We start from the raw sequence: 24,793 nt of genomic DNA, 5'->3' as shown, positions 1-24,793 counted from the left end.
CTTTCCGGATACAGTGGGTGCCTGGAGGCAGCCAACTATAGCAGTTTTAACAGCACGGATCTCATTGGCCGGAAAAGAAGGGATTTGCGTCGCGCCGGCGGCCGCAAGCCACATAAAAGACACATTCAGGCCCCGAAACGCCGGTGGTTGGGGCCACGGCGTGACATTCGGTGAGAAAGCGGCGCCGCGCGTGACTTGCTGACTGGGAGTCGCATGCCGGCGGGCAAGCCGGAGCGGGGCCCGGGCGGGCCAGCCTAGCCAGGAATTATTGCGCGAAGCTGCCCGCGAACTGGTAGCGGTGGCCGGGGTGCCACATGGTGGCGATGCTGGCGATGCGCCCGCCCGACACGGTCTGGCGCTTGAGCACCAGGCAGGCCTGCCTGGTGTCGATGGCCAGCATGTCGGCGATGTCGCGCGGGGTCGCCAGCGCCTCGATGCTGTACGTGGCGCCTTGCAACGGCGCCGCCTTCATCAGGTATTCGTTGGGGGTCGTGCTGGCGAAGTCCTGTTCCATGTAGTCGGGCGCGCACAGCGGGTTGACCCAGCGGTCCTCGACCTGGATCGGCACGCCGTTCTCGAAGTGGATGATCACGGAATGGAACAGCGGGTGGCCGGCCGGCAGGTCGAACTGCTTGGCCATCAGATCGCTGGCCTTGCCGCGCTCGAGCTGCTGCAGGCTGCTGCGGTGGACGTGGCCGCGCGCGCGCACCTCGTCGGCGATCGATTTGATCTCCAGCAGCGTGGCCTGGTATTTTTGCTGGGCGACGTAGGTGCCGGAGCCTTGGCGGCGCGTGAGCACCTGTTCCGCCGTGAGTTCGCGCACGGCGCGGTTGACGGTCATGCGGGAGACGCCGAATTGTTTGACCAGCGCCTGTTCGGACGGGATCACGTCGCCTTCCTTCCAGACGCCGGCCGCGATCTGGGCCAGCAGATGGTCTTTGATGCGCTGAAAGATAGGGGTGCCGTCCGCGATATCCGGAGGCGGGCTTGCTGGCTCTTGCGGTTGCCGCTGTTGCTGCTTTTGATCGCTTTGATCGTCCAAACGGGTTCTCCTGGCGCGCCTCCGCGGGCGGCGGAGCGGGGCATTTTAGCATCGGCAAGGTTACAATTCAAAAGCAGTTCAAAAGCAAGAGTTGGGGTGCGTGGCCATGCGCCGCCCGATAGCATGGCATCATTCCAACTCAATCACGGAGTCCGCGATGGACAAGGTAATCGACAAAACCGCAGAAACGGACGTCCCGTACGCCGACGAGCAGTCGCGCTGGGAGGCGGTGCGGCGGCGCGACGCCGGCGCCGACGGTGTGTTCTGGTATTCGGTACGCAGCACGGGCGTGTACTGCTGGCCGTCATGCGGCGCCCGGCCGGCGCTGCGCAAGAACGTGGCGTTCCACGACAGCCGCGACGAGGCGGTGCAAGCCGGTTTCCGGCCCTGCCTGCGCTGCAAGCCCGAGCAGCCGCCGCTGGCCGAGCGCCGCGCCGCGCTGGTGGCCGAGGCCTGCCGCGTGATCGACGCCGCCGACGAGGCGCCCGACCTGGACAGCCTGGCCGCCGCCGTTGGCGTCAGTCGGTTCCATTTCCACCGGCTGTTCAAGGCGGTGACCGGGATCACGCCGAAAGCCTACGCCCAGGCGGGGCGCGCGCGGCGGGTGCGGGACGGCTTGACGCGGCAGGCGTCGGTCACCGCGGCGATCTACGACGCCGGCTTCAATTCCAGCGGCCGTTTTTATGCCAGGGCGCCGGCGGTGCTGGGCATGACGCCGACCGCCTTCCGCGCCGGCGGGGCCGGCAGCGTGATCCGCTTTGCCATCGGCGCCTGTTCGCTGGGCGCGATCCTGGTGGCCAGCACGGCGCAGGGCATCTGCGCGATCCTGATCGACGACGATCCGGATTTCCTCGTGCGCGACTTGCAGGACCGCTTTCCCCGCGCGGAGCTGATCGGCGCCGAGGCGGAGTACGAGCAGGTGGTCTCGCGCGTGGTGGGCATGGTCGAACGGCCCGACATCGGCCTCGATCTGCCGCTCGACGTGCGCGGCACGGCGTTCCAGCAGCGGGTGTGGCAGGTGCTGCGCGACATTCCGTCCGGGCGCACGGTCAGCTACGCCGAGCTGGCTGCGCTGGTGGGCTCGCCCAATGGCGCCCGGGCGGTGGCCGGCGCCTGCGCCGCCAACGCGCTGGCGGTGGCGATACCCTGTCACAGGGTGGTGCGAAACGATGGATCGATTTCCGGCTACCGCTGGGGCGTGGACCGCAAGGCCGCGCTGTTGGACAGGGAGCGGCTGGGCAATGAGTAGCGACAACGGGGAGTTCGATTTCAGCGCCGGCGAGCCGGCGCGCCAGCCGCGCAAGACGCCGCCGGTCAGCGTGGCGCCGGCCAGGCCCGAACCGACGGCGCCGGCCGCCGCTGCGGTCGATCCTGCCGCCGTCACCGACCTCGCCGCCAGCGCGCTGGCGCTGGCCAGCGCCCGCCGGGCGGTCGGCGCAGCCGCCGGAATCGCCGTCCACGTGGCGGGACTCGACTGGCAAGCTATCGCCGATGAACTCAACGCGCACGGCTACGCCATCGTGCCCGGCATGCTGACCGCCGACGAAAGCGCCGCCATGGCCGCGCAGTACGGGCAAGCACACTTGTTCCGCAGCCGCGTGGTGATGGCGCGGCACGGCTTCGGCAGCGGCGAGTACCAATACTTTCGCTACCCGCTACCGTCAATGATCTCGGCGCTGCGGCAGGCGTTATACTGGCCGCTGGCCGCCATCGCCAACCGCTGGCACGAGGCGCTGGACATCGACAGCCGTTTTCCGGCCGACCATGCCGACTTCCTGGCGCGCTGCCACGCGGCCGGCCAAAACCGGCCGACGCCGCTGCTGCTCCAATATGGTGCGGGGGATTACAATTGCCTGCATCAGGACCTGTATGGCGAGCACGTGTTTCCGCTGCAGGCGGCGATTTTGCTGAGCGAACCGGGAAAAGACTTCGACGGCGGCGAATTCGTGCTGACCGAGCAGCGCCCGCGCATGCAGTCGCGGGTCGCGGTGGTGCCCTTGCGTCGGGGCGACATGGTGATTTTCCCCGTCAACCACCGGCCGGTCCAGGGCGCGCGCGGGATCTACCGGGTGGCCATGCGGCACGGCGTCAGCCGGGTGCGCGCCGTGGGCGCCAGCGCCGGGCCGCTGCGCCATACCGTCGGTATCATTTTCCACGACGCCACCTGAAATTCGAATATTCCTTCAGTTTCCTCTCCGCAGTGCCCGCCCGCCTGTTATGCTGCCTGCGCGGCGGCGCGCGCGTGGTCAATCGAACATTCAAGAGCCGAAAAAGATTGCTACTATTTGTTGCTACTATTTAATTTGCAAGATAACACTCCGGGGATTTGATGACCACCAACGACAACGCGCGCCGTATCAGCGCCCTGATTCAACAGCACCAGGCCGAGATCGGCGCCGACTGGATCGCAAATCTGGAAAGCATGGCATTTCGCAGTGACAGCGCTTCGCAGGAACAACTGCGCCGCCACTGCCGCCAGTTGCTGACCTTGCTGCCCGAAGCGACCCTGAACGGCGGCTTCGACAGCATCGAAGGCCGCGCCTGGGACGAGGTGCGCGACCAGCTGACCGAAATCTCCGGCCAGCGCGCCAAGCAGGGCTCGACCCCGAGCGAGACCGCCACCTTCGTGTTCTCGCTCAAGCAGTCGCTGTTTACCAGCCTGCGCCAGACGCTGGCGGCCGAGCCGGAACTGCTGGCCGACGCGCTGTGGAACGTCAGCACCTTGCTCGACAAGCTGGGCCTGTTCACCATCGAGGTGTTCCAGAACAGCCGCGACCAGATCATCGTGCGCCAGCAGCAGGAGCTGCTGGAGTTGTCGACGCCGGTCGTCAAGCTGTGGACCGACATCCTGGCGTTGCCGCTGATCGGCACCCTCGACAGCGCCCGCACCCAGGTGGTGATGGAGAGCCTGCTCGAGAAGATCGTCGAAACCGGCGCCGCCATCGCCATCATCGACATCACCGGCGTGCCGACCGTCGACACCCTGGTGGCCCAGCACTTGATGAAGACCATCGCCGCCGCGCGCCTGATGGGCGCCGACTGCATCATCAGCGGCATCCGCCCGCAGATCGCCCAAACCATCGTCCACCTGGGCGTGAACCTGGACGATGTCGTCACCAAGGCGACCCTGGCCGACGCCTTCATCGTGGCGCTGGCGCGGGTCGGCTCGACCATTTCCCGCAAAGCCTGAGGCGCCGATGGAACGCATACCTATTCTGCGTATCGGCGACCTGCTGCTGGTGACGATCCAGGTCGACATGCATGACCGCCTGGCCATGACATTGCAGGACGACCTGACCGAGCGCATCGTCAAGGACCAGGCCAAGGGCGTGCTGATCGATATCTCGGCGCTCGACCTGGTCGATTCCTTTATCGGCCGCATGATCAGCAACACCGCCGCGATGGCGCGCGTGCTCGACGCTCAAACGGTGCTGGTGGGCATGCAGCCGGCCGTCGCCATCACCCTGGTCGAGCTGGGCCTGACCCTGCCGGGCGTGAAAACCGCGCTCAATGTCGAAAAAGGCATGGCACTGCTCGGCAAGAGTTATCAATGAACGGTGCGTCGTCAGCGGACCCGGTCCGCTTCGCCTCGCCGTTGCTGGTAGCGGACCGCATGGTGCGCGCCAGCCAAACCTTGCCGTTGCACACCGACGAGCACGTGGTGGCGGTGCGCCGCGTTGTGCGCGAGCATGCGCTGGCGTTGAAATTGAGCCTGGTCGAGCAGACCAAGCTGGTGACGGCTGCCAGCGAGCTGGCGCGCAACACCATTAAATACGGCGGTGGCGGGGTGGTCGTCGCTCAGGAGCTGACCGATGGCGTGCGCCAGGGGCTGCGGCTGGTGTTCGCCGACGACGGTCCCGGCATCGCCGATATCCCGCAGGCGCTGCGCGACGGTTTCACCAGCGGCGGCGGCCTGGGCCTGGGCCTGGGCGGCGCCAAAAGACTTGTTGACGAATTCGACATCGATTCACGCAGTGGAGAGGGCACCGCGATCGCGGTCGTCAAATGGAAAAAATAGCCAGTTCTTTCGATGGTCAGCAGTGGATTTCAATTGTTCATCCCAGTGATATCGCCACCGCCCGCCGTTGCGGCCAGCGCATGGCGCAGGACGCCGGTTTCGACGACGTGCGCAGCGGCCAGGTGGCCATCGTCATCAGCGAGGCGGCCACCAACATCCTGAAGCACGCCGGCGAGGGCCGCATCGCGCTGTTGCCGGTGTTTAGCGGCGACAGCGCCGGCGTCGAGGTGCTGGCGCTCGACAAGGGGCCAGGCATCGCCAATTTGGGCCAGGCGTTGCGCGACGGCGTCTCCAGTGCCGGCACCGCTGGCACCGGCCTGGGGGCAATGCGCCGCCTGTCCGACGAATTCGACGTTTATGCCGTGCCGGGCAAGGGCGCGGTGTTTTGCATGCGTTTATGGGCGCGCGTCGGCCCGGGCGCCAGCGCCGGCTCGGCCACGCCTTCGCCGTCCTTGACCGGCGCGGTGTGCCTGCCGCTGGCCGGCGAGACTGAAAGCGGCGACGCATGGCTGGTGGCGCGCCAGCGGCACGCCATTGCGCTGATGGTGGTCGACGGCCTCGGACACGGACCGGAGGCGGCCAAGGCCGGCCGCGCCGCCGTCGACGCCATGGCGCTGCAACCGGGCATGCGCCCGGCGCAGCAGATCGAGGTGTGCCACGCGGCGCTGCGGCCCACGCGCGGCGCGGCGCAGGCGATCGCGCTGCTGGACCTGGAGTCGCACCAGCTGTCGTTCGCCGGCGTCGGCAACATCGGCGCCTGTATCATCGACGGCGAGGAGCGCCGGCAGATGATGTCGCACAACGGCATCGTCGGCCACAATATTCGCAAGGTGCAGGAGTTCGTGCTGCCATGCCCGCCCGGCGCGCTGGTGATCCTGGCCAGCGACGGCATCGCCACGCAGTGGGACCTGGCGCAGTATCCGGGCCTGGCCGCGTGTGATCCGGCCATCGTGGCGGCGGTGCTGCTGCGCGACCACGCGCGCGTGCGCGACGACGCCTGTGTGCTGGTACAACGCTGTCCGGGAGAACGTTGATGTCGCTTACCCGCATTCTGCAAGTCGGCATCGACAGCGAGCCTGACGTGGTGCTGGTGCGCCAGCGCGCGCGCCAGGTCACTGGTCTCCTCGGCTTCGGCGTGCAGGACCAGGTGCGGGTGGCGACGGCGGTGTCCGAGGTGGCGCGCTGCGCGTACGGCAGGCTCTCCGGCGGGCGCGGGCAGTTCGCACTCGACCAGCGCGGCGCGGTGGCGCAGTTGACGGTGTCGATCCGCGCCGAAGCGCGGCCGGTGCCGGCGTCGGGTTCCGTTTCCGCCTTCGTGCCCCCGGTGCCGGCCGCCGGCGTGGAGATGGAGTCTGCGGCGGTGCAGTTCGAAAGCGCCATCCTCACCGCGCGGCGCTTGATGGACGACTGCGAAGTCGAACACGCGGACGGCGGCGGCCTGACGGTGGTCATGCGCAAGGACCTGCCGGCCGGCCAGCGCATCGACGCCGCCGGCCTGGCGCGCATCGGCGCCGAGTTGGCGGCCAGCCCGGTGCAGAATACCTATTCGGAGATGCAGCAGCAAAACCGCGAGCTGGGCGCCGCCCTGGCCGAGCTGCGCGAGCGCCAGGACGACCTGCTGGCGCTGACCCGTGAGCTGGAGGACACCAACCGCGGCGTGGTGGCGCTGTACGCCGAGATCGAGGAAAAGGCCGAGCGCCTGCGCAAGGCCGACGAGATGAAGTCGCGCTTCCTGTCCAACACCAGCCACGAACTGCGCACGCCACTAAGCTCGATCCGGGCGCTGGCCAAGCTGCTGCTCGACCGCATGGACGGCGACCTGACCCCCGAGCAGGAGCGCCAGGTCGGCTTCATCGCCAGCGCCGCCTTCGACCTGTCGGAGCTGGTGAACGACCTGCTGGACCTGGCCAAGATCGAGGCGGGCAAGGTGGAACTGACGATCGCGCCGATCGATATCGAGAATCTGTTCAGCACCCTCAAGGGCATGCTGCGGCCGCTGACGCGCAATCCCGACGTCGAGCTGGTGTTCGTCGAACCGCCGGCGTCGTGCCGGTTGTGGTCGGACGAGCCCAAGGTGGCGCAGATCCTGCGCAACTTCATTTCGAACGCGCTCAAGTTCACCCAGGCCGGCCAGGTGGAGGTGGCGCTGCACGACGAAGGCGGCGACCTGCTCACCTTCACGGTCAGCGACACCGGCATCGGCATCGAAGCCGACAACCTGCAACTGATTTTCGAGGAGTTCAGCCAGATCGCCCATCCGCTGCAGGCCGGCGCCAAGGGCACCGGCCTTGGGCTGCCGTTGTGCCGCCAGCTGGCGCAGCTGCTGGGCGGCTCGGTGGACGTGGCCAGCGTCATCGGCGCCGGTTCGACTTTTTCGCTGCACCTGCCGCGCCGGTTTGAGGGCGCCGCCGAGGACGCGCCATGAAGGACAAGGCCATGACCAACGACAGCATATTGATCCTGAATGTCGACGACAACGATGGCGCGCGCTACGTCAAGACGCGCATCCTGCACGGCGCCGGCTTCAAGGTGGTGGAGGCGGCCAACGGCACCGACGGGCTGGCGCTGACGCGCCAGATGCTGCCGGCGCTGGTGCTGCTGGACGTGAAACTGCCCGACATCAATGGCATCGAGGTGTGCCGCCGCATCAAGGACGATCCGCTGACGGCCGGCGTGCTGGTGCTGCAAACGTCGGCCGCGCTGACGGGGCGCGACGACAAGATACGCGGTTTGGAGGGCGGCGCCGACAACTACCTGGCCGCGCCGATCGAGGCCGACGAGCTGGTGGCCAACGTCAACGCGTTGCTGCGTCTCCAGCGCACCCAGACGGAGCTGCGCAACAGCGAGGAGCGCTTCCGCCAGCTGACCGAAAACATCGAAGACGTGTTCTGGATGTTCGACCTGCAAAGCCGCGCGCTGCTGTACGTGAACAATGCCTACGATTCCTTCTGGGGGCGGCCGGCGGCGCAGCTGCAGCAGAACACCGGCGACTGGCTCAACGCGATCCACGTCGACGACCGCATCGCCGTCGCCGCCCGCTGGGAGGGCGCCCAGCACGGCGAGCATTACGACGAGGAGTACCGCCTGCTGCTGGCCGACGGCACCTTGCGCTGGGTGCGCGACCGCGCCTTCCAGGTGCGCGACGCCGCCCATACGCCGTACCGCATCGCCCGCATCAGCAGCGACATCACGCAGCGTAAAACCATGGAAGGCCTGCTGCGCGCGGCCGACGACAATAAGAACGACTTCCTGGCGACGCTGGCGCACGAGCTGCGCAATCCATTGAGCCCGATCCGCAACGCGGTCGCGCTGATGGGCGTGGCCGACGCCAGCCAGGTCGAGGTGCACCGCAAGGCGCGCCAGGTGATCATGCGCCAGGTCGGCCATCTGGCGCGGCTGGTGGACGACCTGCTCGACGTGGCCCGCATCTCCGAGGGAAAACTGGCGTTGAAGCTGGAGGACCTGGAGCTGCAATCGGTGCTCGAGCCGGCGCTGGAGACGGCGCGGCCGTTGATGGAGTCGCGCGGACACACGCTGACCGTGGTCGTGCCGCCGCAGCCGATTCGCCTGCACGGCGACCCGGTGCGGCTGGCGCAGGCGGTCGGCAACCTGCTGCACAACGCGGCCAAGTTCACCGTCGTCGGCGGCGAGGTCCGGCTGGAGGTGACGTTGCCGGCGCCGGACCGCGTGCGCATCGCGGTGCGCGACAACGGCATCGGCATCTCGACCGAAAACCTGCCGCGCATCTTCGACATGTTCGCGCAGGGCGCCTCGACGCACGACCGCGCGCACGACGGCCTGGGCATCGGCCTGTCGCTGGTATCGAAGATGGTGCAGATGCATGGCGGGACGGTGTACGCCGAAAGCGCCGGCACCGACCAGGGCAGCAGCTTCGTCATCGAGCTGCCGGTGCTGGTCGCGCCCGGAACGGAGCTTTCAGCGCCGGTGGCGGGCGCGGGTTCGCCGGTGCCGGCGTCGGCCAAAGGCCTGAACCGGCTGCTGGTGGTCGACGACAACATCGATTCCGGCGAGGTGTTGAGCGATCTGCTCCAGTTGCTGGGCTACGAGGTGCGGCTGGCGCACGACGCGGCGACCGCGTTAGCCAGCGCGCGCGACTTCGCGCCGCACGCGATGATCCTCGACATCGGCATGCCGCACGTGGACGGCTACGCACTGGCGCGCATGCTGCGCGCCGATTCGGCGCTGTCGCGCATCCGGCTGATCGCGCACACCGGTTTCGGTTCAGCCGAGGACCGCGAGAAAACCGCCGCCGCCGGCTTCGATTTCCACCTGGTCAAACCGGCCGCGATCGACGAACTGCAGCAGACGCTGCGCCTGCTTTAAGCGATTTGCACGCTTTTTTGCGTTTGATATAAACGCGAATAAATGCCGTTTTGCGCCAGCAGCGCGGCGTGGCTGCCCGCTTCGGCGATGCGGCCGGCGTCGAGCACCACGATGCGGTCGGCATTCTCGATGGTCGACAGGCGGTGCGCGATGACCACCGTGGTGCGGCCCTTCATCAACACTTCCAGCGCCGATTGCACCAGTCGCTCCGATTCGGTGTCGAGCGCGCTGGTGGCTTCGTCGAGGATCAGAATCGGCGCATTCTTATAGAGCGCGCGGGCGATCGCCAGGCGCTGGCGCTGGCCGCCGGACAGGCGCAATCCGTTCTCGCCCACCGGCGCCAGGTAGCCGCCCGGCTGGCGCTCGATAAATTCGTGCGCGTGCGCCGCGCGCGCGGCCGCCTCGATGCGCTCCATCGACGGCGCCGGATCGCCATAGGCGATGTTGGCCGCCAGCGTATCGTTGAACAGCACCACATCCTGGCTCACCAGCGCGATCTGGCTGCGCAGCGACGCCAGCGTGTATTCGCGCAGGTCGACGCCATCGAGCTTGATGGCGCCGGAACTGACATCGTAGAAGCGTGGCAGCAGGCCGGCCAAGGTGGTTTTGCCGCTGCCGGAGCTGCCCACCAAGGCCACCGTTTCGCCGGCGGCGATGTCGAGCGAGACGCGGTCCAGCGCCGGGCGCGCGTCGGGCGACAACGGCTGGCCGTCGGCGCCGCGATAGTGGAAGCTGACGTCTTCCAGTTGCAGGCGACCTTCGGCGCGCTCCAGCGTTTTGCCGCCGGTGTCGGCTTCCGTGTCGCTGTCGATCAGGCCGAACACCGATTCGGCGGCGGCCAGGCCGCGCTGCATCGGTTCATTGATCTTGGTCAGGCTCTTGATCGGCGACTGCATCGCCATCAGCGCGGTCATGAAGGCGACAAAGGCGCCGGGCGACAGCGCGCCGGCCTGGTTGCGCAGCAGCGCGAAGTAGATCACCGACGACACCGTGATGCCAATCAACAGCATGATGATGCCGGAGTTGAGCGCCGACGTCGCCGCGTGCTTGACCGCCAACTGGCGGTTGGTCTTGACCACGCGGTCGAAGCGGGTCTGCTCATACTGCTGGCCGCCGAAGATTTTCACCACGCGCTGGCCGCTGATGCTCTCGTCGAGCACATTGGTCAGCTCACCCATGGCCGCCTGCGCGCTTTTGCTCAGGTGGCGCATGCGGCGCGCGGCGAAGGTCACGATGATCGCCACCAGCGGCAGCAGGCCAAGGCAGAATATCGCCAGCTGCCAGTCGGCGAGGAATATCGTGATCAGGTAGCCGACGGTGAGCACCGTGTCGCGCACGGCGACGTTGACGACGTTGAGCACCGCCTGCGCGACCTGGGCGGCATCGAACGCCACGCGCGAGAGCGTAGTGCCGGTCGAGGACTGGTCGAAATAGCCGTTCGGCAGGCGCATGATGCGGGCGAACATCTGCTCGCGCAGGTTGGCCTGTACCCGGCTGCTGAGCCATGCCGCGCCGTACTCGCCGACAAAGCTGGAGACCATGCGCATCAGCGCCAGGCCGAAGATCACCACCGGGATGGTCCACAGGCCGGCGCGCAGAGGGTCTTGCGGCAGCAGGCGGTCCAGGGCTTTCTGCAGCATGGCCATCACGCCGCTCGCAGGCGCCTTGATGGCGGTCACGCCGTTGGAGGGCGTGAGCGCGTCGACCACGTTCTGCAACTGCCGGATCAGCAGCACGTCGGTGGCCGCGGCCAGGCCGACGGCAAACAAGGTGACGGCGGCGATCCAGACATAAGGACGGAACTGGTTGAGCAGGCGGATATAGAGTAGGCGGCTGGACACGTGTGGCGTTCTGAGAGCGGCGAATCCGCCATTGTACCCCTCCGGCAAGCGTGCCCGCGTGCAAAACCCCGACACCCGTTGCGAGTTCGGTTGACCCGGCCGCAAACTTGGTTACACTCTGATCTTGCTACCGAATGGAGAGATTTAATGCGCACCACCCCTTTGCAACGTTCCACCCTGGCAGCGGCAACGACTTTTGCCCTGTCCACCTTCCTGGCGCCGGCCCACGCCGACACCATCATCGACCACGCCAACGGTTACACGCTGACGGCGGCGGGCACCCTGCAGCGTTTCACGTCGCTGGGGTTCGACGATCTGGGACGGGTGATCGCGGTGGGCAGCGAAAAGGACACGGCGGCCAAGCTGCCGGACGCGCAGCACATCGACGCCCAGGGCAAAACCCTGCTCCCGGGGCTGATCGACGCCCACGGCCACGTATTCGAGCTGGGCGAGATCGCCTCCGGCGTCGACCTGTTCGGCGCGACGAGCCTCGGCGGCGCGGTGCGCGCGGTGGCCGAATTCAGCCGCTCCCACCCTAAAAACGCCTGGATCGTCGGCTACGGCTGGAACCAGGAAGTGTGGAAGCTGGGGCGCTTCCCGACCGCCGCCGAACTCGACGCCGTGGTGGGCGACCGGCCGGTGCTGCTGCACCGGGTCGACGCGCACGCCAGCTGGGTCAACACCAAGGCGCTGGAGATGGCCGGCATTAACAAGGACACGCCCGATCCGGCCGGCGGCAAGATCGAGCGCGACGCCAACGGCAAGCCGACCGGGGTGCTGGTCGACAGCGCCATGGAGCTGGTCAACAAGGTGGTGCCGTTGCCGACACCGGCGCAGGCGCGCGGCACGCTCGACAACGCGCTGGCGGTGCTGGCCAAGGCCGGGCTGACCAGCGTGCACGACGCCGGCATCAAGGTGGCGCAGGACGATTTGTACCGCGACTACGCCGACCACGGCAAGCTGACCACCCGCGTGTACGCAATGATCGGCGACACCGCCGGCGACTTCGACGAGCTGGCCAAGGAAGGCCCGCTCAAGTCGTACGCCAACGATGTCTACGCGCTGGCGGCGGTCAAGCTGTACGCGGACGGCGCGCTGGGCAGCCGCGGCGCGGCATTGATGGCGCCCTACAGCGATATGCCGTCGACCAAGGGGCTGCTGTTCTACCCCAACGACGAGATGCTGTCGAAGATGAACAAGGCGATGAAGGCCGGCTATCAGGTCAATATCCACGCCATCGGCGACGCCGGCAACCGCCAGATCCTCGACGCTTACGCGCAGCTGATCCCCAAATATAACAACGCGCAGTTGCGCCACCGGATCGAGCACGCGCAGGTGGTGGCGCCGGACGACATCCCGCGCTTCAAGACGCTGGGCGTGATCCCGTCGATGCAGCCGACGCATGCGACGTCCGACCAGAACATGGCGGAGCACCGCGTCGGCCATGAGCGCATCAAGGGCGCCTACGCCTGGCGCACCTTCCTGGACCAGGGCTCGAAGATCGCCTGCGGCTCGGACTTCCCGGTGGAGTCGCCCAATCCGTTCGAGGGCTTGCACGCGGCCGTCACGCGTCAGAACAACGCCGGCGTGCCGGCCGGCGGCTGGTACAAGAACCAGGCGATGACGCTGACCGAGGCGTTCCGCTGCTTTACGCTGGACGCGGCCTACGCGGCGCACCAGGAGAACGCCATCGGCTCGCTGGAGCCGGGCAAGTGGGCCGACTTCATCCTGGTCGATCGCGACCTGTTCAAGGTGCCGCCCGAGCAGATCGGCAAGACGGTGGTGCTGCAGACCTGGATGGGCGGCAAGCGCGTGTATAAAAAATAGACGAGGGTAGCCCGAGGCGGGCGCCAAAACCGGCTTGACTTGGTTGTCTATACAACTTATCCTTGTGGGCATCATCCACAGGAGGAGGCCCCATGACCAGCCATTTAGACAGCGATCCCCGTTTTGACGCCAGCCGCGAGATCCGCGCCCCGCGCGGGTCGCAACTAACGTGCAAGAACTGGGGCGCGGAAGCGGCCTACCGCATGATCCAGAACAATCTGGACAAGGAAGTGGCGGAAAATCCCAAGCACCTGGTGGTCTACGGCGGCATCGGCCGCGCCGCGCGCAACTGGCAGTGCTACGACCAGATCCTGGCGTCGCTGCGCGAGCTGGAAGACAATCAGACGCTGTTGATCCAGTCGGGCAAGCCGGTCGGCGTGTTCCAGACCCACGAGGACGCGCCGCGCGTGTTGATCGCCAATTCGAACCTGGTGCCGAAGTGGGCCAACTGGGAGCACTTCAATGAACTGGACCGCAAAGGCCTGTTCATGTACGGCCAGATGACCGCTGGCAGCTGGATCTACATCGGCACGCAGGGCATCGTGCAGGGCACCTACGAGACCTTCGCCGAGGCGGGCCGCCAGCATTTCGGCGGCGACCTTAAAGGCCGCTGGGTGCTGACGGCGGGACTGGGCGGCATGGGCGGCGCGCAGCCGCTGGCCGCGACGATGGCCGGCGCGGTGTCGCTGACGGTCGAGTGCCAGCAAAGCAGCATCGATTTCCGCCTGCGCACCCGCTATCTGGACAAGCAGGCCGCCAGCATCGACGAGGCGCTGGAGATGATCAAGCTGCACAAGGCTAATGGCGACGCGATTTCCATCGGCCTGCTGGGCAACGCGGCCGATGTGCTGCCGGAACTGGTGCGGCGCGCCAGGGCCGGCGGCATTGTGCCGGACATCGTCACCGACCAGACCTCCGCGCATGACCTGATCAACGGTTACCTGCCGCAGGGCTGGAGCGTGGAAGAGTGGAAGGCCGCGCAGCATGACGACGCGCGCCACGCGCCGCTCAAGGAGGCGGCTACCGCTTCGTGCGCGGTGCATGTGCAGGCGATGCTGGACTTCCAGGCCTTGGGCGCCAAGGTGGTCGATTACGGTAACAACATCCGCCAGGTGGCGTTCGACCATGGCGTGCAAAACGCCTTCGATTTCCCGGGCTTTGTGCCGGCTTACATCCGTCCGCAGTTCTGCGAGGGCCGTGGGCCATTCCGCTGGGTGGCGCTGTCCGGCGATCCGGAAGATATCTACAAGACCGACGCCAAGATCAAGGAGCTGTTCCCGCACCACGCGCAGGTGCATCGCTGGCTGGACATGGCGCGCGAGCGCATCGCCTTCCAGGGCCTGCCGGCGCGCATCTGCTGGCTGGGACTGGGCGAGCGCCACATCGCCGGCCTGGCCTTCAACGAGATGGTGCGCAGCGGCGAGCTGAAAGCGCCGGTCGTCATCGGCCGCGACCATCTGGACACCGGCTCGGTCGCCAGCCCGAATCGTGAGACCGAGAGCATGAAGGACGGCACCGACGCCGTCTCCGACTGGCCGCTGCTGAACGCCTTGCTCAACACCGCCGGCGGCGCGACCTGGGTGTCGCTGCACCACGGCGGCGGGGTCGGCATGGGCTACTCGCAGCACTCCGGCGTGGTGATCGTTGCCGACGGCACCGACGCCGCCGCGCGCCGCCTGGCGCGGGTGCTGGTCAACGACAGCGGCAGCGGCGTGATGCGCCACGCCGACGCGGGATACGAGACGGCGGTCGATTGCGCCAAGCGCAACGGCCTCAATCTCCCAATGATCAAATAATTCGAGAACTTACATGACCACCAATGCATTGACTTTAAAGCCTGGCGCGTTGACGCTGTCCGAACTGCGCGCCGTATGGACCGCCGCCGCACCGTTGTCGCTGGCGGCCGAGGCCTGGCCGGTGATCGAATCGTCCGCCGCCGCCGTGCGCGCCATCGTCGCCAAGGGCGACGCCGCCTACGGCATCAACACCGGTTTCGGCCTGCTGGCCAAGACCCGCATCCCGGACGACAAGCTTGAACAGCTGCAGCGCAACCTGATCCTGTCGCACTCCGTCGGCACCGGCGAGCTGCTGTCGGACGCCGTTTGCCGCCTGATCATGCTGATGAAAATCGGCAGCCTGGCGCGCGGCTACTCCGGCGTGCGCCCGCTGATCGTCGAGACGCTGATCGCGCTGTACAACGCCGGCATCATGCCGGCCATTCCGGCCAAGGGTTCGGTCGGCGCTTCCGGCGATCTGGCGCCGCTGTCGCACATGACGTTGGCCATGCTGGGCGTGGGCGACGTGCGCTTCAACGGCGAGATCATGCCGGCGGCGGAGGCTCTCAAGGCCGCCGGCATCGCGCCGGTGGTGCTGGCCGCCAAGGAGGGTCTGGCGCTGATCAACGGCACCCAGGTCTCGGCCGCGCTGGCGCTGCATGGCCTGTTCATGGCCGAGCGCTTGCTGGAGGCGGGCATGGTCTCCGGCGCTCTGTCGCTGGACGCGGCCAAGGGCAGCGATTCGCCGTTCGACGCCCGAGTACATGAGGTGCGCGGCCAGCCGGGCCAGATCGCCGCCGCGTCGATCTACCGCCAACTGGTGAGCGACAGCGCGATTCGCGCCTCGCACCTGGTCGGCGACGAGCGTGTGCAAGATCCGTACTGCCTGCGCTGCCAGCCGCAAGTCATGGGCGCATGCTGGGACATCATCGGCAACGCCGCGCGCACCCTGCTGATCGAGGCCAACGCCGTAACCGACAATCCGCTGCTGTTCAAGGACGGCGAGCTGTCGGTGGTGGTCTCGGGCGGTAACTTCCACGCCGAGCCGGTGGCCTTTGCCGCCGACACGCTGGCGCTGGCGATCGCCGAAATCGGCAGCATCTCGGAGCGCCGCATCGCGCTGCTGATCGACGCCACCTTGTCCGGCCTGCCGCCGTTCCTGGTGCGCGAGCCGGGCCTGAACTCGGGCTTCATGATCGCCCATGTCACCGCCGCCGCGCTGGCGTCGGAGAACAAGTCGCTGGCCCATCCGGGCAGCGTCGACACCATTCCGACCTCCGCCAACCAGGAGGACCACGTCAGCATGGCGACGTACGCGGCGCGCCGCCTCGACGATATGGCGCAGAATACGGCGGTGATCATCGGCATCGAGCTGCTGGCGGCGGCGCAGGGGATCGATTTCCATCGTCCGCTGACGACTTCCCCGCATCTGGAGCACGTGCATGCGCAGCTGCGCCAGAAGGTCGCCGTCTATGACCAGGACCGCTTCTTCGCGCCGGATATCGAAGCGGCCAAGGGCATGGTCATGCGCGGCGAGTTGAGCGCGTCGTGCAAGGAGTTGTTCACATCGCTGCATCCATAACCGGGGGCGCCATGGATTATCAGTTCAAAGCAGGTAGCATACCCTTGCTGGTGTCCATGCCGCACGTGGGCACGGATATCCCCGACGACGTGGCGGCGGCGATGACGCCGGCCGCCGTCGACAAACAGGACACCGACTGGCATCTGGCGCGCCTGTACGATTTCCTTGGCGAGATGGGGGCTTCGACCTTGTCGGCGCGCTGGTCGCGCTACGTGATCGACTTGAACCGGCCGCCGGAGAACACCAATCTCTATCCCGGCCAGGACACCACCGGTTTGTGCCCGGTCGATACCTTCCACCGCGAGCCATTGTATCTGGAAGGGCGAGTGCCCAACCAGGCGGAGGTCGAACGGCGTCTGGCGCTGTACTGGAAACCGTATCACGACCAGTTGCGCGGGGAGCTAGACCGGCTGCTGTCCGTGCACGGCGCGGTGGCGCTGTGGGACGCGCACTCGATCGCCTCGCACGTGCCGCGCTTCTTCGAGGGCAAACTGCCGGACCTGAACTTCGGTACCGCCGATGGCGTCAGCTGCGCGCCGGGGCTGAGCGAAGCGGTGGTGTCGCGCGCGCTGGCGCAGCAGCGCTTCAGCGTGGCCGTCAACGGCCGGTTCAAGGGCGGGCATATCACGCGCTTCTACGGAAAACCGGAGGCGAACGTGCATGCGATCCAGCTGGAGATGTGCCAGTCGACTTATATGGATGAGGAAGCGCCGTACGGCTACCGGCCCGACCGCGCCGAGCAGGTGAGGGGGCTGCTGCGCGAGATGACGCGGGCCGCCGCCGACTGGGCGCGGCGATGAACCAGCTCTTTGCCCGGAATGCGCTGCTACCCGAGGGCTGGCGCACCGATGTGCTGATCGAGTGGGACGCGGCGGGCGCCATCACGGCGGTGCGCGCCGGCGCCGCCGCCGAGGGCGCGGAACCCGTCGAAATCGTCGAATACGCACTGCCGGGCATGATCAACCTGCATTCGCACAGTTTCCAGCGGGCGCTGGGCGGGCGCACGGAAAAAGCCGGACCGCACAAGGCCGGCGGCGTCCAGGACAGCTTCTGGACCTGGCGCGACCTGATGTACCGCTTCGCCCGCAACATCACGCCCGCCCACATCGAGGCCATCGCAGCCCAGCTGTTCTCCGAGTGCCTGCGCCACGGTTACACGTCGCTGTGCGAATTCCACTATGTGCAACGGGCGCCCGACGGCGCCATGTACCCGCGTCCGGCCGAAACGGCGGAGCGGGTGATCGCCGCCGCACGGTTGGCCGGAATCGGCGTAACGATGCTGCCGGTGTTGTATAGTTATTCAGGTTTTGGCGAAAGCGCCCTGAAACCTGAGCAGCAGCGTTTCAAGACGGACGTCGCCGATGTGCTGCGCGTGATCGAGGCGCTGGAACCGTTGCGCAATGCGCAGACCGAGGTTGGCGTGGCGCCGCATTCGCTGCGCGCGGCGTCGGTGGCGCAGATCAACGCGGTGCTGGCGGCCTCACCGCCCGGCCGGCCGGTGCATATCCATATCGCCGAGCAGCAGCAGGAGGTGCGGCAGTCGCTGGACTGGAGCGGGCGGCGCCCGGTCGAGTGGCTGCTCGACCATGTCGATGTCGACGAGCGCTGGTGCCTGGTGCATGCCACCCACCTGACGCGCGGCGAGGTCGATCGTATCGCCGGCAGCGGCGCGGTGGCCGGCCTGTGTTTGACCACCGAGGCGAACCTGGGCGACGGCTTGTTCCCGCTGGAGGATTTCCTCGCGGCGGGCGGCCGCTTCGGCATCGGCAGCGACAGTCATATCTCGCAAAGCCCGGTGGAGGAATTGCGCTGGCTGGAATACGGACAGCGCCTGCAGCACCAGCGCCGCAATATCGCGGTGTCGGCGACGCAGCGCAGCGTCGGCGACTTTTTGTGGCAGGGCGCCTTGCGCGGCGGCGCGCAGGCGGCGGGACGGCCGGTCGGCGCCTTGGCGCCGGGGCGCCGCGCCGATGTGATCGTGCTCGATGACGATCACCCGAATCTGTATGGTCTGGCGCTGGACGAGGTGCTCGGCAGTTTCGTTTTCAGCGGTAACGACAATCTGGTCAAGGACGTCATGGTCGGCGGCCAGTGGGTAGTACGCAACCAGCAGCACGTGGCGCAGCAGGCGATCGCTGCGCGCTTCAAGCAGACGATGGCCGAACTGAGGGAGTTCCGATGACCCAGCTGATCCAGTATGCAAGCCTGATGCCCGCGCCGTGGAAGAACGGCGGCGGCAGCACGACCGAAATCGCCGCCTCACCTCCCGGCGCCGGTTTTGACGATTTCGACTGGCGCGTCAGCCTGGCGACGATTACGCAGGACGGCCCGTTTTCCGCATTTCCGGGAATCGACCGTACGCTGGCGCTGGTCGACGGCGACGGCGTGCTGCTCGATTTCGGCGATGAGCGCGTGGTGCTCAGCCCCAGCGAGCCGCTGATCGAGTTCGCCGGCGAGGACACGGTGCACGCCACCGTCACCGGCGCCAACACCACCGATTTCAATGTGATGACGCGGCGCGGCCGTTGCCGCCACCGGCTGGAGGCGTGCGTGGTGCGCGGTACGCTGGAGCTGAACCGGCGCGCCAGCACCACGCTGGTGTTCGTGGCCGATGGCGAATGCCTGTCCGTCAGCAGCGCGCGCGAACGCATCGCCATGGTGCGCTACGACATGCTGGTGATCGAATCGGAACAGATGTGGAGCATCGAGGCGGCGCAGGCGACCGTGTTCGTGGTCGACATCATCAATATCTAGCAGCTGTAATTATTCGAAGGCTTTGCATGACCGCGTGGGATGTGTTGTTTACCAATGTGCACCTGGCCACCATGGACGGCGGCTACGGCGAAATCCGCGATGCCGCCATCGCCGTCAAGGACGGCCGCATCGCATGGCTGGGATCACGCGACGCGCTGCCGGCCGATGCACAGGCGGCTTCCACGCATGATGGCGATGGCTGCTGGCTGACGCCGGGGCTGATCGACTGCCACACCCACATCGTCCACGCCGGAAACCGCAGCGATGAATTCGAGGCGCGCCTGAACGGCGCCACCTACGAGGATATCTCTCGCGCCGGCGGCGGCATCATGTCCACCGTGCGCGCCACGCGCGCCGCGTCGGAGGACGAATTGCTGGCGCAAAGCCTGCCGCGCGTACGCAGTCTGCTGGCCGAGGGCGTGACCACGATCGAAATCAAATCCGGCTACGGTTTGACCCTGGAATCGGAGGCGAAGATGCTGCGCGTGGCGCGCCGCATCGGCCGCGACGAGTCGGGCAAATTCCCGGTCGCCGTGGCCACCACCTTTCTTGGCGCGCATGCGCTGCCGCCGGAATTCGCCGGCCGCGCCGACGAATACATCGAAGAAGTCCGCGCCATGATCGCGCCGCTGGCGCAGGAGGGCTTGATCGACGCGGTCGACGCCTTCTGCGAGCGGATCGGCTTTTCGCGCGATCAGACGCAGCGCGTGTTTGACGCGGCGCGGGCGCATGGCTTGCCGGTCAAGCTGCACGCCGAGCAGCTGTCCGACCAGCGCGGCGCAGAACTGGTGGCGCGTTATGCGGGCCTGTCTGCCGACCACCTCGAGCATCTCACCGACGACGGCATCGTCGCGATGGCCGCCGCCGGTACGGTGGCGGTGCTGCTGCCCGGCGCTTACTACTTCCTGCGCGATACGACGCCGCCGCCGGTGGCGGCCTTGCGCGCGGCCGGCGTGCCGATGGCCGTCGCCACCGACTGCAATCCCGGCACATCGCCGATGACGTCCGTGCTGCTGGCGATGAACATGGCCTGCACGCTGTGGCGTTTGACGCCGCTCGAGGCGCTGGCCGGCTGCACGGCGCATGCGGCGCGCGCGCTGGGCCGGCAGGCGGATATCGGCACGCTGGCGGTGGGCAAGCGGGCCGACTTTGCGCTGTGGCGCATCGCCCGGCCGGCCGACCTGTCCTACGCCATCGGCATGAATCCCTGCGCGGGCGTGGTCAACGCGGGTATATGGCGCCCTCCCCACGGCTAGCGCCCGCGCGTCGACCTTGCAAAAAATAGTTCCGTCGCCGGGGCTTTCGGTTACATTAACCGGATTCCCCAACCTGTAACAGGACACCATGTTTGCCTTGAATTCGCTGCGCGTCGCCATTTTGCTGTCATTGGGTGCGCAAGCGCTGGCGTTTGCGCAGGAACCGCTACCGCCGACGCCACCAACGCCCGCGCCTCCGTCGCCAGCCACCGACGTGCCGGTGGTCGCCACCACGCCGCTGCAACCGGCCGCCGCGCCCGCGCCTGCCGTGGCTCCGCCGGCCGCCACGCGGCCGTTCGCGGAGCTGGTGCGCGGCGCCAAACAGCACCCGGGCTTCCTGAACCTGTATCAAAAAGAGGAGAAGGTGTGGATCGAGCTGCGGCCCGACCAGTTCGACCGCCCGTTGTTCATGTCCGTGAACATGCCCAACGGCCTGGGCGAGCGTGGCGTCTACGGCAGCCAAATGGGCTTTAGCCGCGTGGTGACCTTTCACCGCATCGGCAGTCTGGTGCAGATGATCGCCAAGAATACGCAATTCAAGGCGATCGGCGGCACGCCCGAGGCCAAGGTGGTGGCGCAAGGCTTCTCGGACAGCCTGCTGGCGATCGCGCCGGTGTCGAGCGGCCCCAATCCGAAGAACCAGTCGGTGCTGGTCGACGCGAATATCCTGCTGTTCGGCGACATTCCCGGCTTCTCCACGCGCCTCGAATTCGCCTTCCGCCTGCCGTACGCGATGGATGCGCGCAACAGCAGCTTCACGTCGGTGCGTAGCGACGAGACGATGACCGGATTCCAGGTCAACGCGCATTACGCGGTGCCGCGCATACCTGCGCCGCCGCTGGTGATGCCCACCATTGCGGCGGCGATCGCCAGCCCGCCCACCACGCTGCCGGACCCGCGCAGCATGTTCCTGGGCTTCTACTACACGTTCATGCCGCTGCCGGCCGAGCCGATGGCGAGCCGCCGCGCGGATGACCGGGTCGGCCATTTCGTCACCACCAACCAGGATTTGTCGGACGACGTCACGCCGACGACGGCCGTGCACATGGTGTCGCGCTGGCGCCTGGAGAAAAAGGATCCGGCGCAGGCGTTGTCCGAGCCGAAGCAGCCCATCGTCTACTGGATGGACGCCAACATCCCGGACAAATACCGCGAGTCGGTGCGTCAGGGCATATTGGCCTGGAACGCGGCGTTCGAACGGATCGGCTTCAAGAACGCGGTGGTGGTCAAGCAGCAGACCGCCGCCGACCATTTCGACACGATGGATGCACGCCACGCGTCGGTGCGCTGGTTCGCCGGCAGCGATGTGGGCTTCGCCATCGGGCCGAGCCAGGTCGACCCGCGCACCGGCGAGATACTCGATGCCGACATCGGCATGTCCGACGGTTTTTCGCGCGGCGTGCGGCGCGTGGTCAGCGAGGACGGGATGGACGGGACGGCGGCTTTCGCGCCCAATGCCGATGGCGCGTCGCATGAAGACCGCTGCGACTACATGCTCCAATCCGGCGACGAGATGGGCTTTGCCATGGGGCTGCTGGAGGCACGCGGCGAGCTCGAAATGGGTAGTCCCGAGGCCGACGCCGTGGCACAGGCATATGTGCGCTCGGTGATCATGCACGAGGTGGGCCACACCCTGGGCCTGCGGCACAACTTCCGTTCGTCGACGATCTACAGCATCAAGCAGTTGCAGGATCCGGCCTTCACCAGGGAACACGGCTTGACCGGCTCGGTGATGGATTACACGCCGTTCAACCTGGCGCTCAAGGGCGAGCGGCAGGGGGAGTATGTCACCTCGGCGCTGGGACCCTACGATTTCTGGGCGATCGAGTACGCGTACAAGCCGATCGACCCGGCCCGCGAGAAGCAGGAGCTGGCCAGCATCGCGGCCCGCTCCAACGAGCCGCTGCTGGCCTTCGGCACCGACCAGGATGCGGGCGGCCTGAACTCCGATCCGGACGTCAACGTGTTCGATCTGGGCAGCGATCCGCTGGCGTACTTCCAGCGCCGCCTGGCGATTTCTCGCGAGCTGTGGGACCGGATTCAAAACCGCACGCTCAAACCTGGCGAGAGCTACGAGTCGCTGCGCCGCAGTTTCGACTACGGCTTCCAGCAGTTCGCGCGCACGATGCCGGTGGTGGTTAAATATGTCGGCGGCGTGACCTATCTGCGCGATCACGCCGGCACCGGCCGCGCCACCTTCACGCCGGTGCCGCTGCCGCGCCAGCGGGCGGCGTTGAAGATGCTGACCAATAGCCTGTTCAAATCCGACAGTTTCACCTTCACGCCGGCGATGATCAGCCGCCTGGGCGCCGATCACTTCACCACGCGCGGCAGGGCCGACGTGTCGGTAGGTGGCAGGGTGCTTGGCCTGCAGGCCGGCGTGCTCGATCAACTGATGTCGGACGCCGTCGCGGTGCGCCTGATCGACTCGCGGGAGAAACTGGACAATCCCAAGCTGGGACTGGGGCTCGACGAGTTATACACCAGCGTGCAGGAGGCGGTGTGGAGTGAACTCAAGACCGGCAAGGACATCCCCGGCATGCGCCGCAATCTGCAGCGCGAGCATCTGAAGCGCATCGCCGTCATGCTGTTGCGCGCGACGCCGTCGATGCCGGCCGACGCCCGCAGCCTGCAGCGGGAAAACGCGCTGGCGCTGCAACGCGATCTGCGCGTCGCGATGGCGCGGCCGGCAAGCCGCGAGGTCAAGGCGCATCTGGCTGAAAGCTACGAGACGCTGAGCCAGGCGCTGAAGGCGCCGATGCTGCGGGCGGGCACCTGATGCGGGGCTGGTTGGGCGGGGCGCTGCTGACGCTTGGACTGCTGGCCGGCGCCGCCGCCGCCGCGCAGGACGGGGATACGCTGCATGTCGGCTCCAAGCGCTTCACCGAATCCTATATCCTCGGCGAGGCGCTGACGCAGACCGCCGCGCCGCACGCCAAAGTCACGCACCTGCAAGGACTGGGCAATACGGCCATCGTGCTGGCGGCCTTGCAGGCGGGCCGCATCGACGTCTACCCGGAGTACCTGGGCACCATCGATCTGGAGATCCTCAAGCATACCAAGGCCGCGCCGCTGGCGCAGATACGGCGCGAGCTGGCGCCGATGGGACTGGGCGTGGCGGTGCCGCTGGGATTCAACAACACCTACGCGCTGGCGACGCGCGGCGACGCCGGGGACGTGCACAAGCTCAGCGACCTGGCCGCGCGCGACAAGCTGCGTTTCGGGCTGTCGCATGAATTCATCGGCCGCGCCGACGGCTGGCCGGGACTGGCCGCGCGCTACGGCTTGAAGCAACGTCCGCAAGGCCTGGATCACGGCATCGCCTACGAGGCGCTGATGCAGCGCCAGGTCGATGTCATCGATATCTATTCGACCGACGCCAAAATCCGCCAGTATGGACTGCGGGTGCTGGACGACGACCGCGCCTACTTCCCGCGCTACGACGCGGTGCTGCTGTACCGGCTCGATGCGGCGCGGCGCTTCCCCGCCGCGTGGAAAGCGATCGGGCAGCTGGAGGGACGCATCGGCGCGGACGACATGATCGCCATGAACGCCGCCGCCGAAATCGACGGCAAGAGCTTCACCAATGTCGCGCGCGAGTGGTTGGCGGCGCAAAGCGCGAAGGCCGCCGGAACCAGCGTTGCCGCGACGGATGCGAAAGCGCCGCCGGCGGCCCGCGATGGCTTGCTGGCCAAGATCTTCGACAAGAATCTGTGGCCGCTGACGCGCCAGCACCTGACGCTGGTGCTGTTCGCGGTGGGGATGGCGTGCGTGATCGGCATTCCGCTGGGCGTGATGGCGGCGGTGTTTCCGCGCCTGCGGCAGCTGGTGCTGGGGTTGACGGGCGTGCTGCAAACCGTCCCCTCGCTGGCGCTGCTGGCGCTGTTGATTCCATTACTGGGGCGCATAGGCACCGTGCCGGCGCTGGTGGCGCTGGTGGTGTACGCGCTGTTGCCGATCGTGCGCAATACCTGCACCGGATTGCTGCAGGTGTCCCCGGGGTTGCGGCTGGCGGCGTTGGCGCTGGGCCTTCGACCGTCGCAACGCATGATGCTGGTCGAGCTGCCGCTGGCGCTGCCGGTGATACTGGCCGGCGTCAAAACGGCGGCGGTGATGAGCGTGGGCACCGCGACCATTGCCGCCTTCATCGGCGCCGGCGGCTACGGCGAGCGCATCACCATCGGCCTGGCGCTCAACGACAACGACATGTTGCTGGCCGGCGCCATTCCGGCGGCCGTGCTGGCGTTGCTGACGCAGGCCGCGTTCGAACTATTGGAGCGCCTGGCCGTTCGTTCCCGCTAACAACATCTTCCTTTCCGGAAAATAAACAGCAGGCTACGCGTTTTTGTAAAAC

The 24,793-nt window shown here is 67.2% G+C and carries 19 protein-coding genes; 17 read left to right on the top strand and 2 right to left on the bottom strand.

Going from position 1 to position 24,793, the window contains the following annotated elements; genetic code table 11:
• Positions 1–265: 265 nt before the first annotated feature.
• Positions 266–973, bottom strand: coding sequence for a histidine utilization repressor (hutC, locus tag ACZ0BA_RS19295; RefSeq protein WP_463454790.1), 708 nt, complete (start codon positions 971–973; stop codon positions 266–268).
• 226 nt (positions 974–1,199) lie between these two features.
• Here hutC and ada point away from each other — a divergent pair, with 226 nt between their 5' ends.
• The 8 genes from ada (at position 1,200) to ACZ0BA_RS19255 (ending at position 9,404) form a co-directional block, all read left to right on the top strand.
• Positions 1,200–2,291 carry a bifunctional DNA-binding transcriptional regulator/O6-methylguanine-DNA methyltransferase Ada gene (gene ada / locus ACZ0BA_RS19290; RefSeq protein ID WP_463452815.1) on the top strand — a complete coding sequence of 364 codons (1,092 nt, stop codon included), beginning with the start codon at positions 1,200–1,202 and terminating at the stop codon, positions 2,289–2,291.
• Between the two features lie 154 nt (positions 2,292–2,445).
• Positions 2,446–3,210 (top strand): 2OG-Fe(II) oxygenase, encoded by a 765-nt coding sequence (locus ACZ0BA_RS19285; protein WP_463454789.1) that lies wholly within the window; start codon positions 2,446–2,448, stop codon positions 3,208–3,210.
• A gap of 161 nt (positions 3,211–3,371) precedes the next feature.
• Positions 3,372–4,232: an STAS domain-containing protein gene (locus ACZ0BA_RS19280; RefSeq protein WP_463452814.1), complete on the top strand. Its 861-nt coding sequence runs from the start codon at positions 3,372–3,374 to the stop codon at positions 4,230–4,232.
• Positions 4,233–4,239: 7 nt separating this feature from the next.
• Positions 4,240–4,596, top strand: coding sequence for an STAS domain-containing protein (locus ACZ0BA_RS19275; RefSeq protein ID WP_090317440.1), 357 nt, complete (start codon positions 4,240–4,242; stop codon positions 4,594–4,596).
• Positions 4,593–5,060, top strand: coding sequence for an ATP-binding protein (locus ACZ0BA_RS19270; RefSeq protein ID WP_463452813.1), 468 nt, complete (start codon positions 4,593–4,595; stop codon positions 5,058–5,060). The genes ACZ0BA_RS19275 and ACZ0BA_RS19270 overlap by 4 nt, the downstream gene beginning before the upstream one ends.
• Positions 5,048–6,094, top strand: a complete 1,047-nt coding sequence (locus ACZ0BA_RS19265) for an ATP-binding protein (protein WP_463452812.1) — start codon at positions 5,048–5,050, stop codon at positions 6,092–6,094. Before ACZ0BA_RS19270 ends, ACZ0BA_RS19265 begins: the two co-directional genes overlap by 13 nt.
• Positions 6,094–7,485 (top strand): ATP-binding protein, encoded by a 1,392-nt coding sequence (locus ACZ0BA_RS19260; protein ID WP_463452811.1) that lies wholly within the window; start codon positions 6,094–6,096, stop codon positions 7,483–7,485. Before ACZ0BA_RS19265 ends, ACZ0BA_RS19260 begins: the two co-directional genes overlap by 1 nt.
• Positions 7,482–9,404, top strand: a complete 1,923-nt coding sequence (locus ACZ0BA_RS19255) for a hybrid sensor histidine kinase/response regulator (RefSeq protein WP_463452810.1) — start codon at positions 7,482–7,484, stop codon at positions 9,402–9,404. The genes ACZ0BA_RS19260 and ACZ0BA_RS19255 overlap by 4 nt, the downstream gene beginning before the upstream one ends.
• On the opposite strand, the gene msbA is transcribed toward ACZ0BA_RS19255, so the two are convergent.
• Positions 9,401–11,245 carry a lipid A export permease/ATP-binding protein MsbA gene (gene msbA / locus ACZ0BA_RS19250; protein ID WP_463452809.1) on the bottom strand — a complete coding sequence of 615 codons (1,845 nt, stop codon included), beginning with the start codon at positions 11,243–11,245 and terminating at the stop codon, positions 9,401–9,403. The genes ACZ0BA_RS19255 and msbA overlap by 4 nt on opposite strands.
• 147 nt (positions 11,246–11,392) lie before the next feature.
• On the opposite strand from msbA, the gene ACZ0BA_RS19245 reads away from it, so the two are divergent.
• From ACZ0BA_RS19245 to ACZ0BA_RS19205, 9 genes are all read left to right on the top strand, one after another.
• Positions 11,393–13,072 (top strand): amidohydrolase, encoded by a 1,680-nt coding sequence (locus tag ACZ0BA_RS19245; protein ID WP_463452808.1) that lies wholly within the window; start codon positions 11,393–11,395, stop codon positions 13,070–13,072.
• 92 nt (positions 13,073–13,164) lie between these two features.
• Positions 13,165–14,868, top strand: coding sequence for a urocanate hydratase (gene hutU, locus ACZ0BA_RS19240; RefSeq protein ID WP_463452807.1), 1,704 nt, complete (start codon positions 13,165–13,167; stop codon positions 14,866–14,868).
• A gap of 13 nt (positions 14,869–14,881) precedes the next feature.
• Positions 14,882–16,429: a histidine ammonia-lyase gene (gene hutH, locus ACZ0BA_RS19235; RefSeq protein WP_463452806.1), complete on the top strand. Its 1,548-nt coding sequence runs from the start codon at positions 14,882–14,884 to the stop codon at positions 16,427–16,429.
• An 11-nt stretch (positions 16,430–16,440) separates the two neighbouring features.
• The gene (hutG, locus tag ACZ0BA_RS19230; protein ID WP_463452805.1) at positions 16,441–17,229 is read left to right on the top strand and encodes an N-formylglutamate deformylase; all 789 of its coding nucleotides are present in this window, start codon (positions 16,441–16,443) and stop codon (positions 17,227–17,229) included.
• Positions 17,226–18,611 (top strand): formimidoylglutamate deiminase, encoded by a 1,386-nt coding sequence (locus tag ACZ0BA_RS19225; protein ID WP_463452804.1) that lies wholly within the window; start codon positions 17,226–17,228, stop codon positions 18,609–18,611. Before hutG ends, ACZ0BA_RS19225 begins: the two co-directional genes overlap by 4 nt.
• Positions 18,608–19,183: a HutD/Ves family protein gene (locus tag ACZ0BA_RS19220; protein ID WP_463452803.1), complete on the top strand. Its 576-nt coding sequence runs from the start codon at positions 18,608–18,610 to the stop codon at positions 19,181–19,183. Before ACZ0BA_RS19225 ends, ACZ0BA_RS19220 begins: the two co-directional genes overlap by 4 nt.
• A gap of 26 nt (positions 19,184–19,209) precedes the next feature.
• Positions 19,210–20,439: an imidazolonepropionase gene (gene hutI, locus ACZ0BA_RS19215; RefSeq protein ID WP_463452802.1), complete on the top strand. Its 1,230-nt coding sequence runs from the start codon at positions 19,210–19,212 to the stop codon at positions 20,437–20,439.
• 88 nt (positions 20,440–20,527) lie between these two features.
• Complete coding sequence (locus ACZ0BA_RS19210) at positions 20,528–23,218, top strand: zinc-dependent metalloprotease (protein ID WP_463452801.1); 2,691 nt, start codon at positions 20,528–20,530, stop codon at positions 23,216–23,218.
• Complete coding sequence (locus ACZ0BA_RS19205; protein WP_463452800.1) at positions 23,218–24,741, top strand: glycine betaine ABC transporter substrate-binding protein; 1,524 nt, start codon at positions 23,218–23,220, stop codon at positions 24,739–24,741. The genes ACZ0BA_RS19210 and ACZ0BA_RS19205 overlap by 1 nt, the downstream gene beginning before the upstream one ends.
• The last annotated feature ends 52 nt before the right edge of the window (positions 24,742–24,793 follow it).

It is taken from the genome of Duganella sp. AC917 (assembly GCF_979258245.1).
This window is presented reverse-complemented; position numbering and strand designations above follow the sequence as displayed.

What these genes read in the sequence shown, in the direction of transcription:
- hutI (WP_463452802.1), top strand. Translation starts at nt 19,210, where the DNA reads ATGACCGCGTGGGATGTGTTGTTTACCAATGTGCACCTGGCCACCATG.
- ACZ0BA_RS19260 (WP_463452811.1), top strand. Translation starts at nt 6,094, where the DNA reads ATGTCGCTTACCCGCATTCTGCAAGTCGGCATCGACAGCGAGCCTGAC.
- ACZ0BA_RS19265 (WP_463452812.1), top strand. Translation starts at nt 5,048, where the DNA reads ATGGAAAAAATAGCCAGTTCTTTCGATGGTCAGCAGTGGATTTCAATT.
- hutU (WP_463452807.1), top strand. Translation starts at nt 13,165, where the DNA reads ATGACCAGCCATTTAGACAGCGATCCCCGTTTTGACGCCAGCCGCGAG.
- ACZ0BA_RS19280 (WP_463452814.1), top strand. Translation starts at nt 3,372, where the DNA reads ATGACCACCAACGACAACGCGCGCCGTATCAGCGCCCTGATTCAACAG.
- ACZ0BA_RS19225 (WP_463452804.1), top strand. Translation starts at nt 17,226, where the DNA reads ATGAACCAGCTCTTTGCCCGGAATGCGCTGCTACCCGAGGGCTGGCGC.
- ACZ0BA_RS19255 (WP_463452810.1), top strand. Translation starts at nt 7,482, where the DNA reads ATGAAGGACAAGGCCATGACCAACGACAGCATATTGATCCTGAATGTC.
- ada (WP_463452815.1), top strand. Translation starts at nt 1,200, where the DNA reads ATGGACAAGGTAATCGACAAAACCGCAGAAACGGACGTCCCGTACGCC.
- ACZ0BA_RS19245 (WP_463452808.1), top strand. Translation starts at nt 11,393, where the DNA reads ATGCGCACCACCCCTTTGCAACGTTCCACCCTGGCAGCGGCAACGACT.
- ACZ0BA_RS19220 (WP_463452803.1), top strand. Translation starts at nt 18,608, where the DNA reads ATGACCCAGCTGATCCAGTATGCAAGCCTGATGCCCGCGCCGTGGAAG.
- hutH (WP_463452806.1), top strand. Translation starts at nt 14,882, where the DNA reads ATGACCACCAATGCATTGACTTTAAAGCCTGGCGCGTTGACGCTGTCC.
- hutG (WP_463452805.1), top strand. Translation starts at nt 16,441, where the DNA reads ATGGATTATCAGTTCAAAGCAGGTAGCATACCCTTGCTGGTGTCCATG.
- ACZ0BA_RS19205 (WP_463452800.1), top strand. Translation starts at nt 23,218, where the DNA reads ATGCGGGGCTGGTTGGGCGGGGCGCTGCTGACGCTTGGACTGCTGGCC.
- ACZ0BA_RS19210 (WP_463452801.1), top strand. Translation starts at nt 20,528, where the DNA reads ATGTTTGCCTTGAATTCGCTGCGCGTCGCCATTTTGCTGTCATTGGGT.
- ACZ0BA_RS19270 (WP_463452813.1), top strand. Translation starts at nt 4,593, where the DNA reads ATGAACGGTGCGTCGTCAGCGGACCCGGTCCGCTTCGCCTCGCCGTTG.
- ACZ0BA_RS19275 (WP_090317440.1), top strand. Translation starts at nt 4,240, where the DNA reads ATGGAACGCATACCTATTCTGCGTATCGGCGACCTGCTGCTGGTGACG.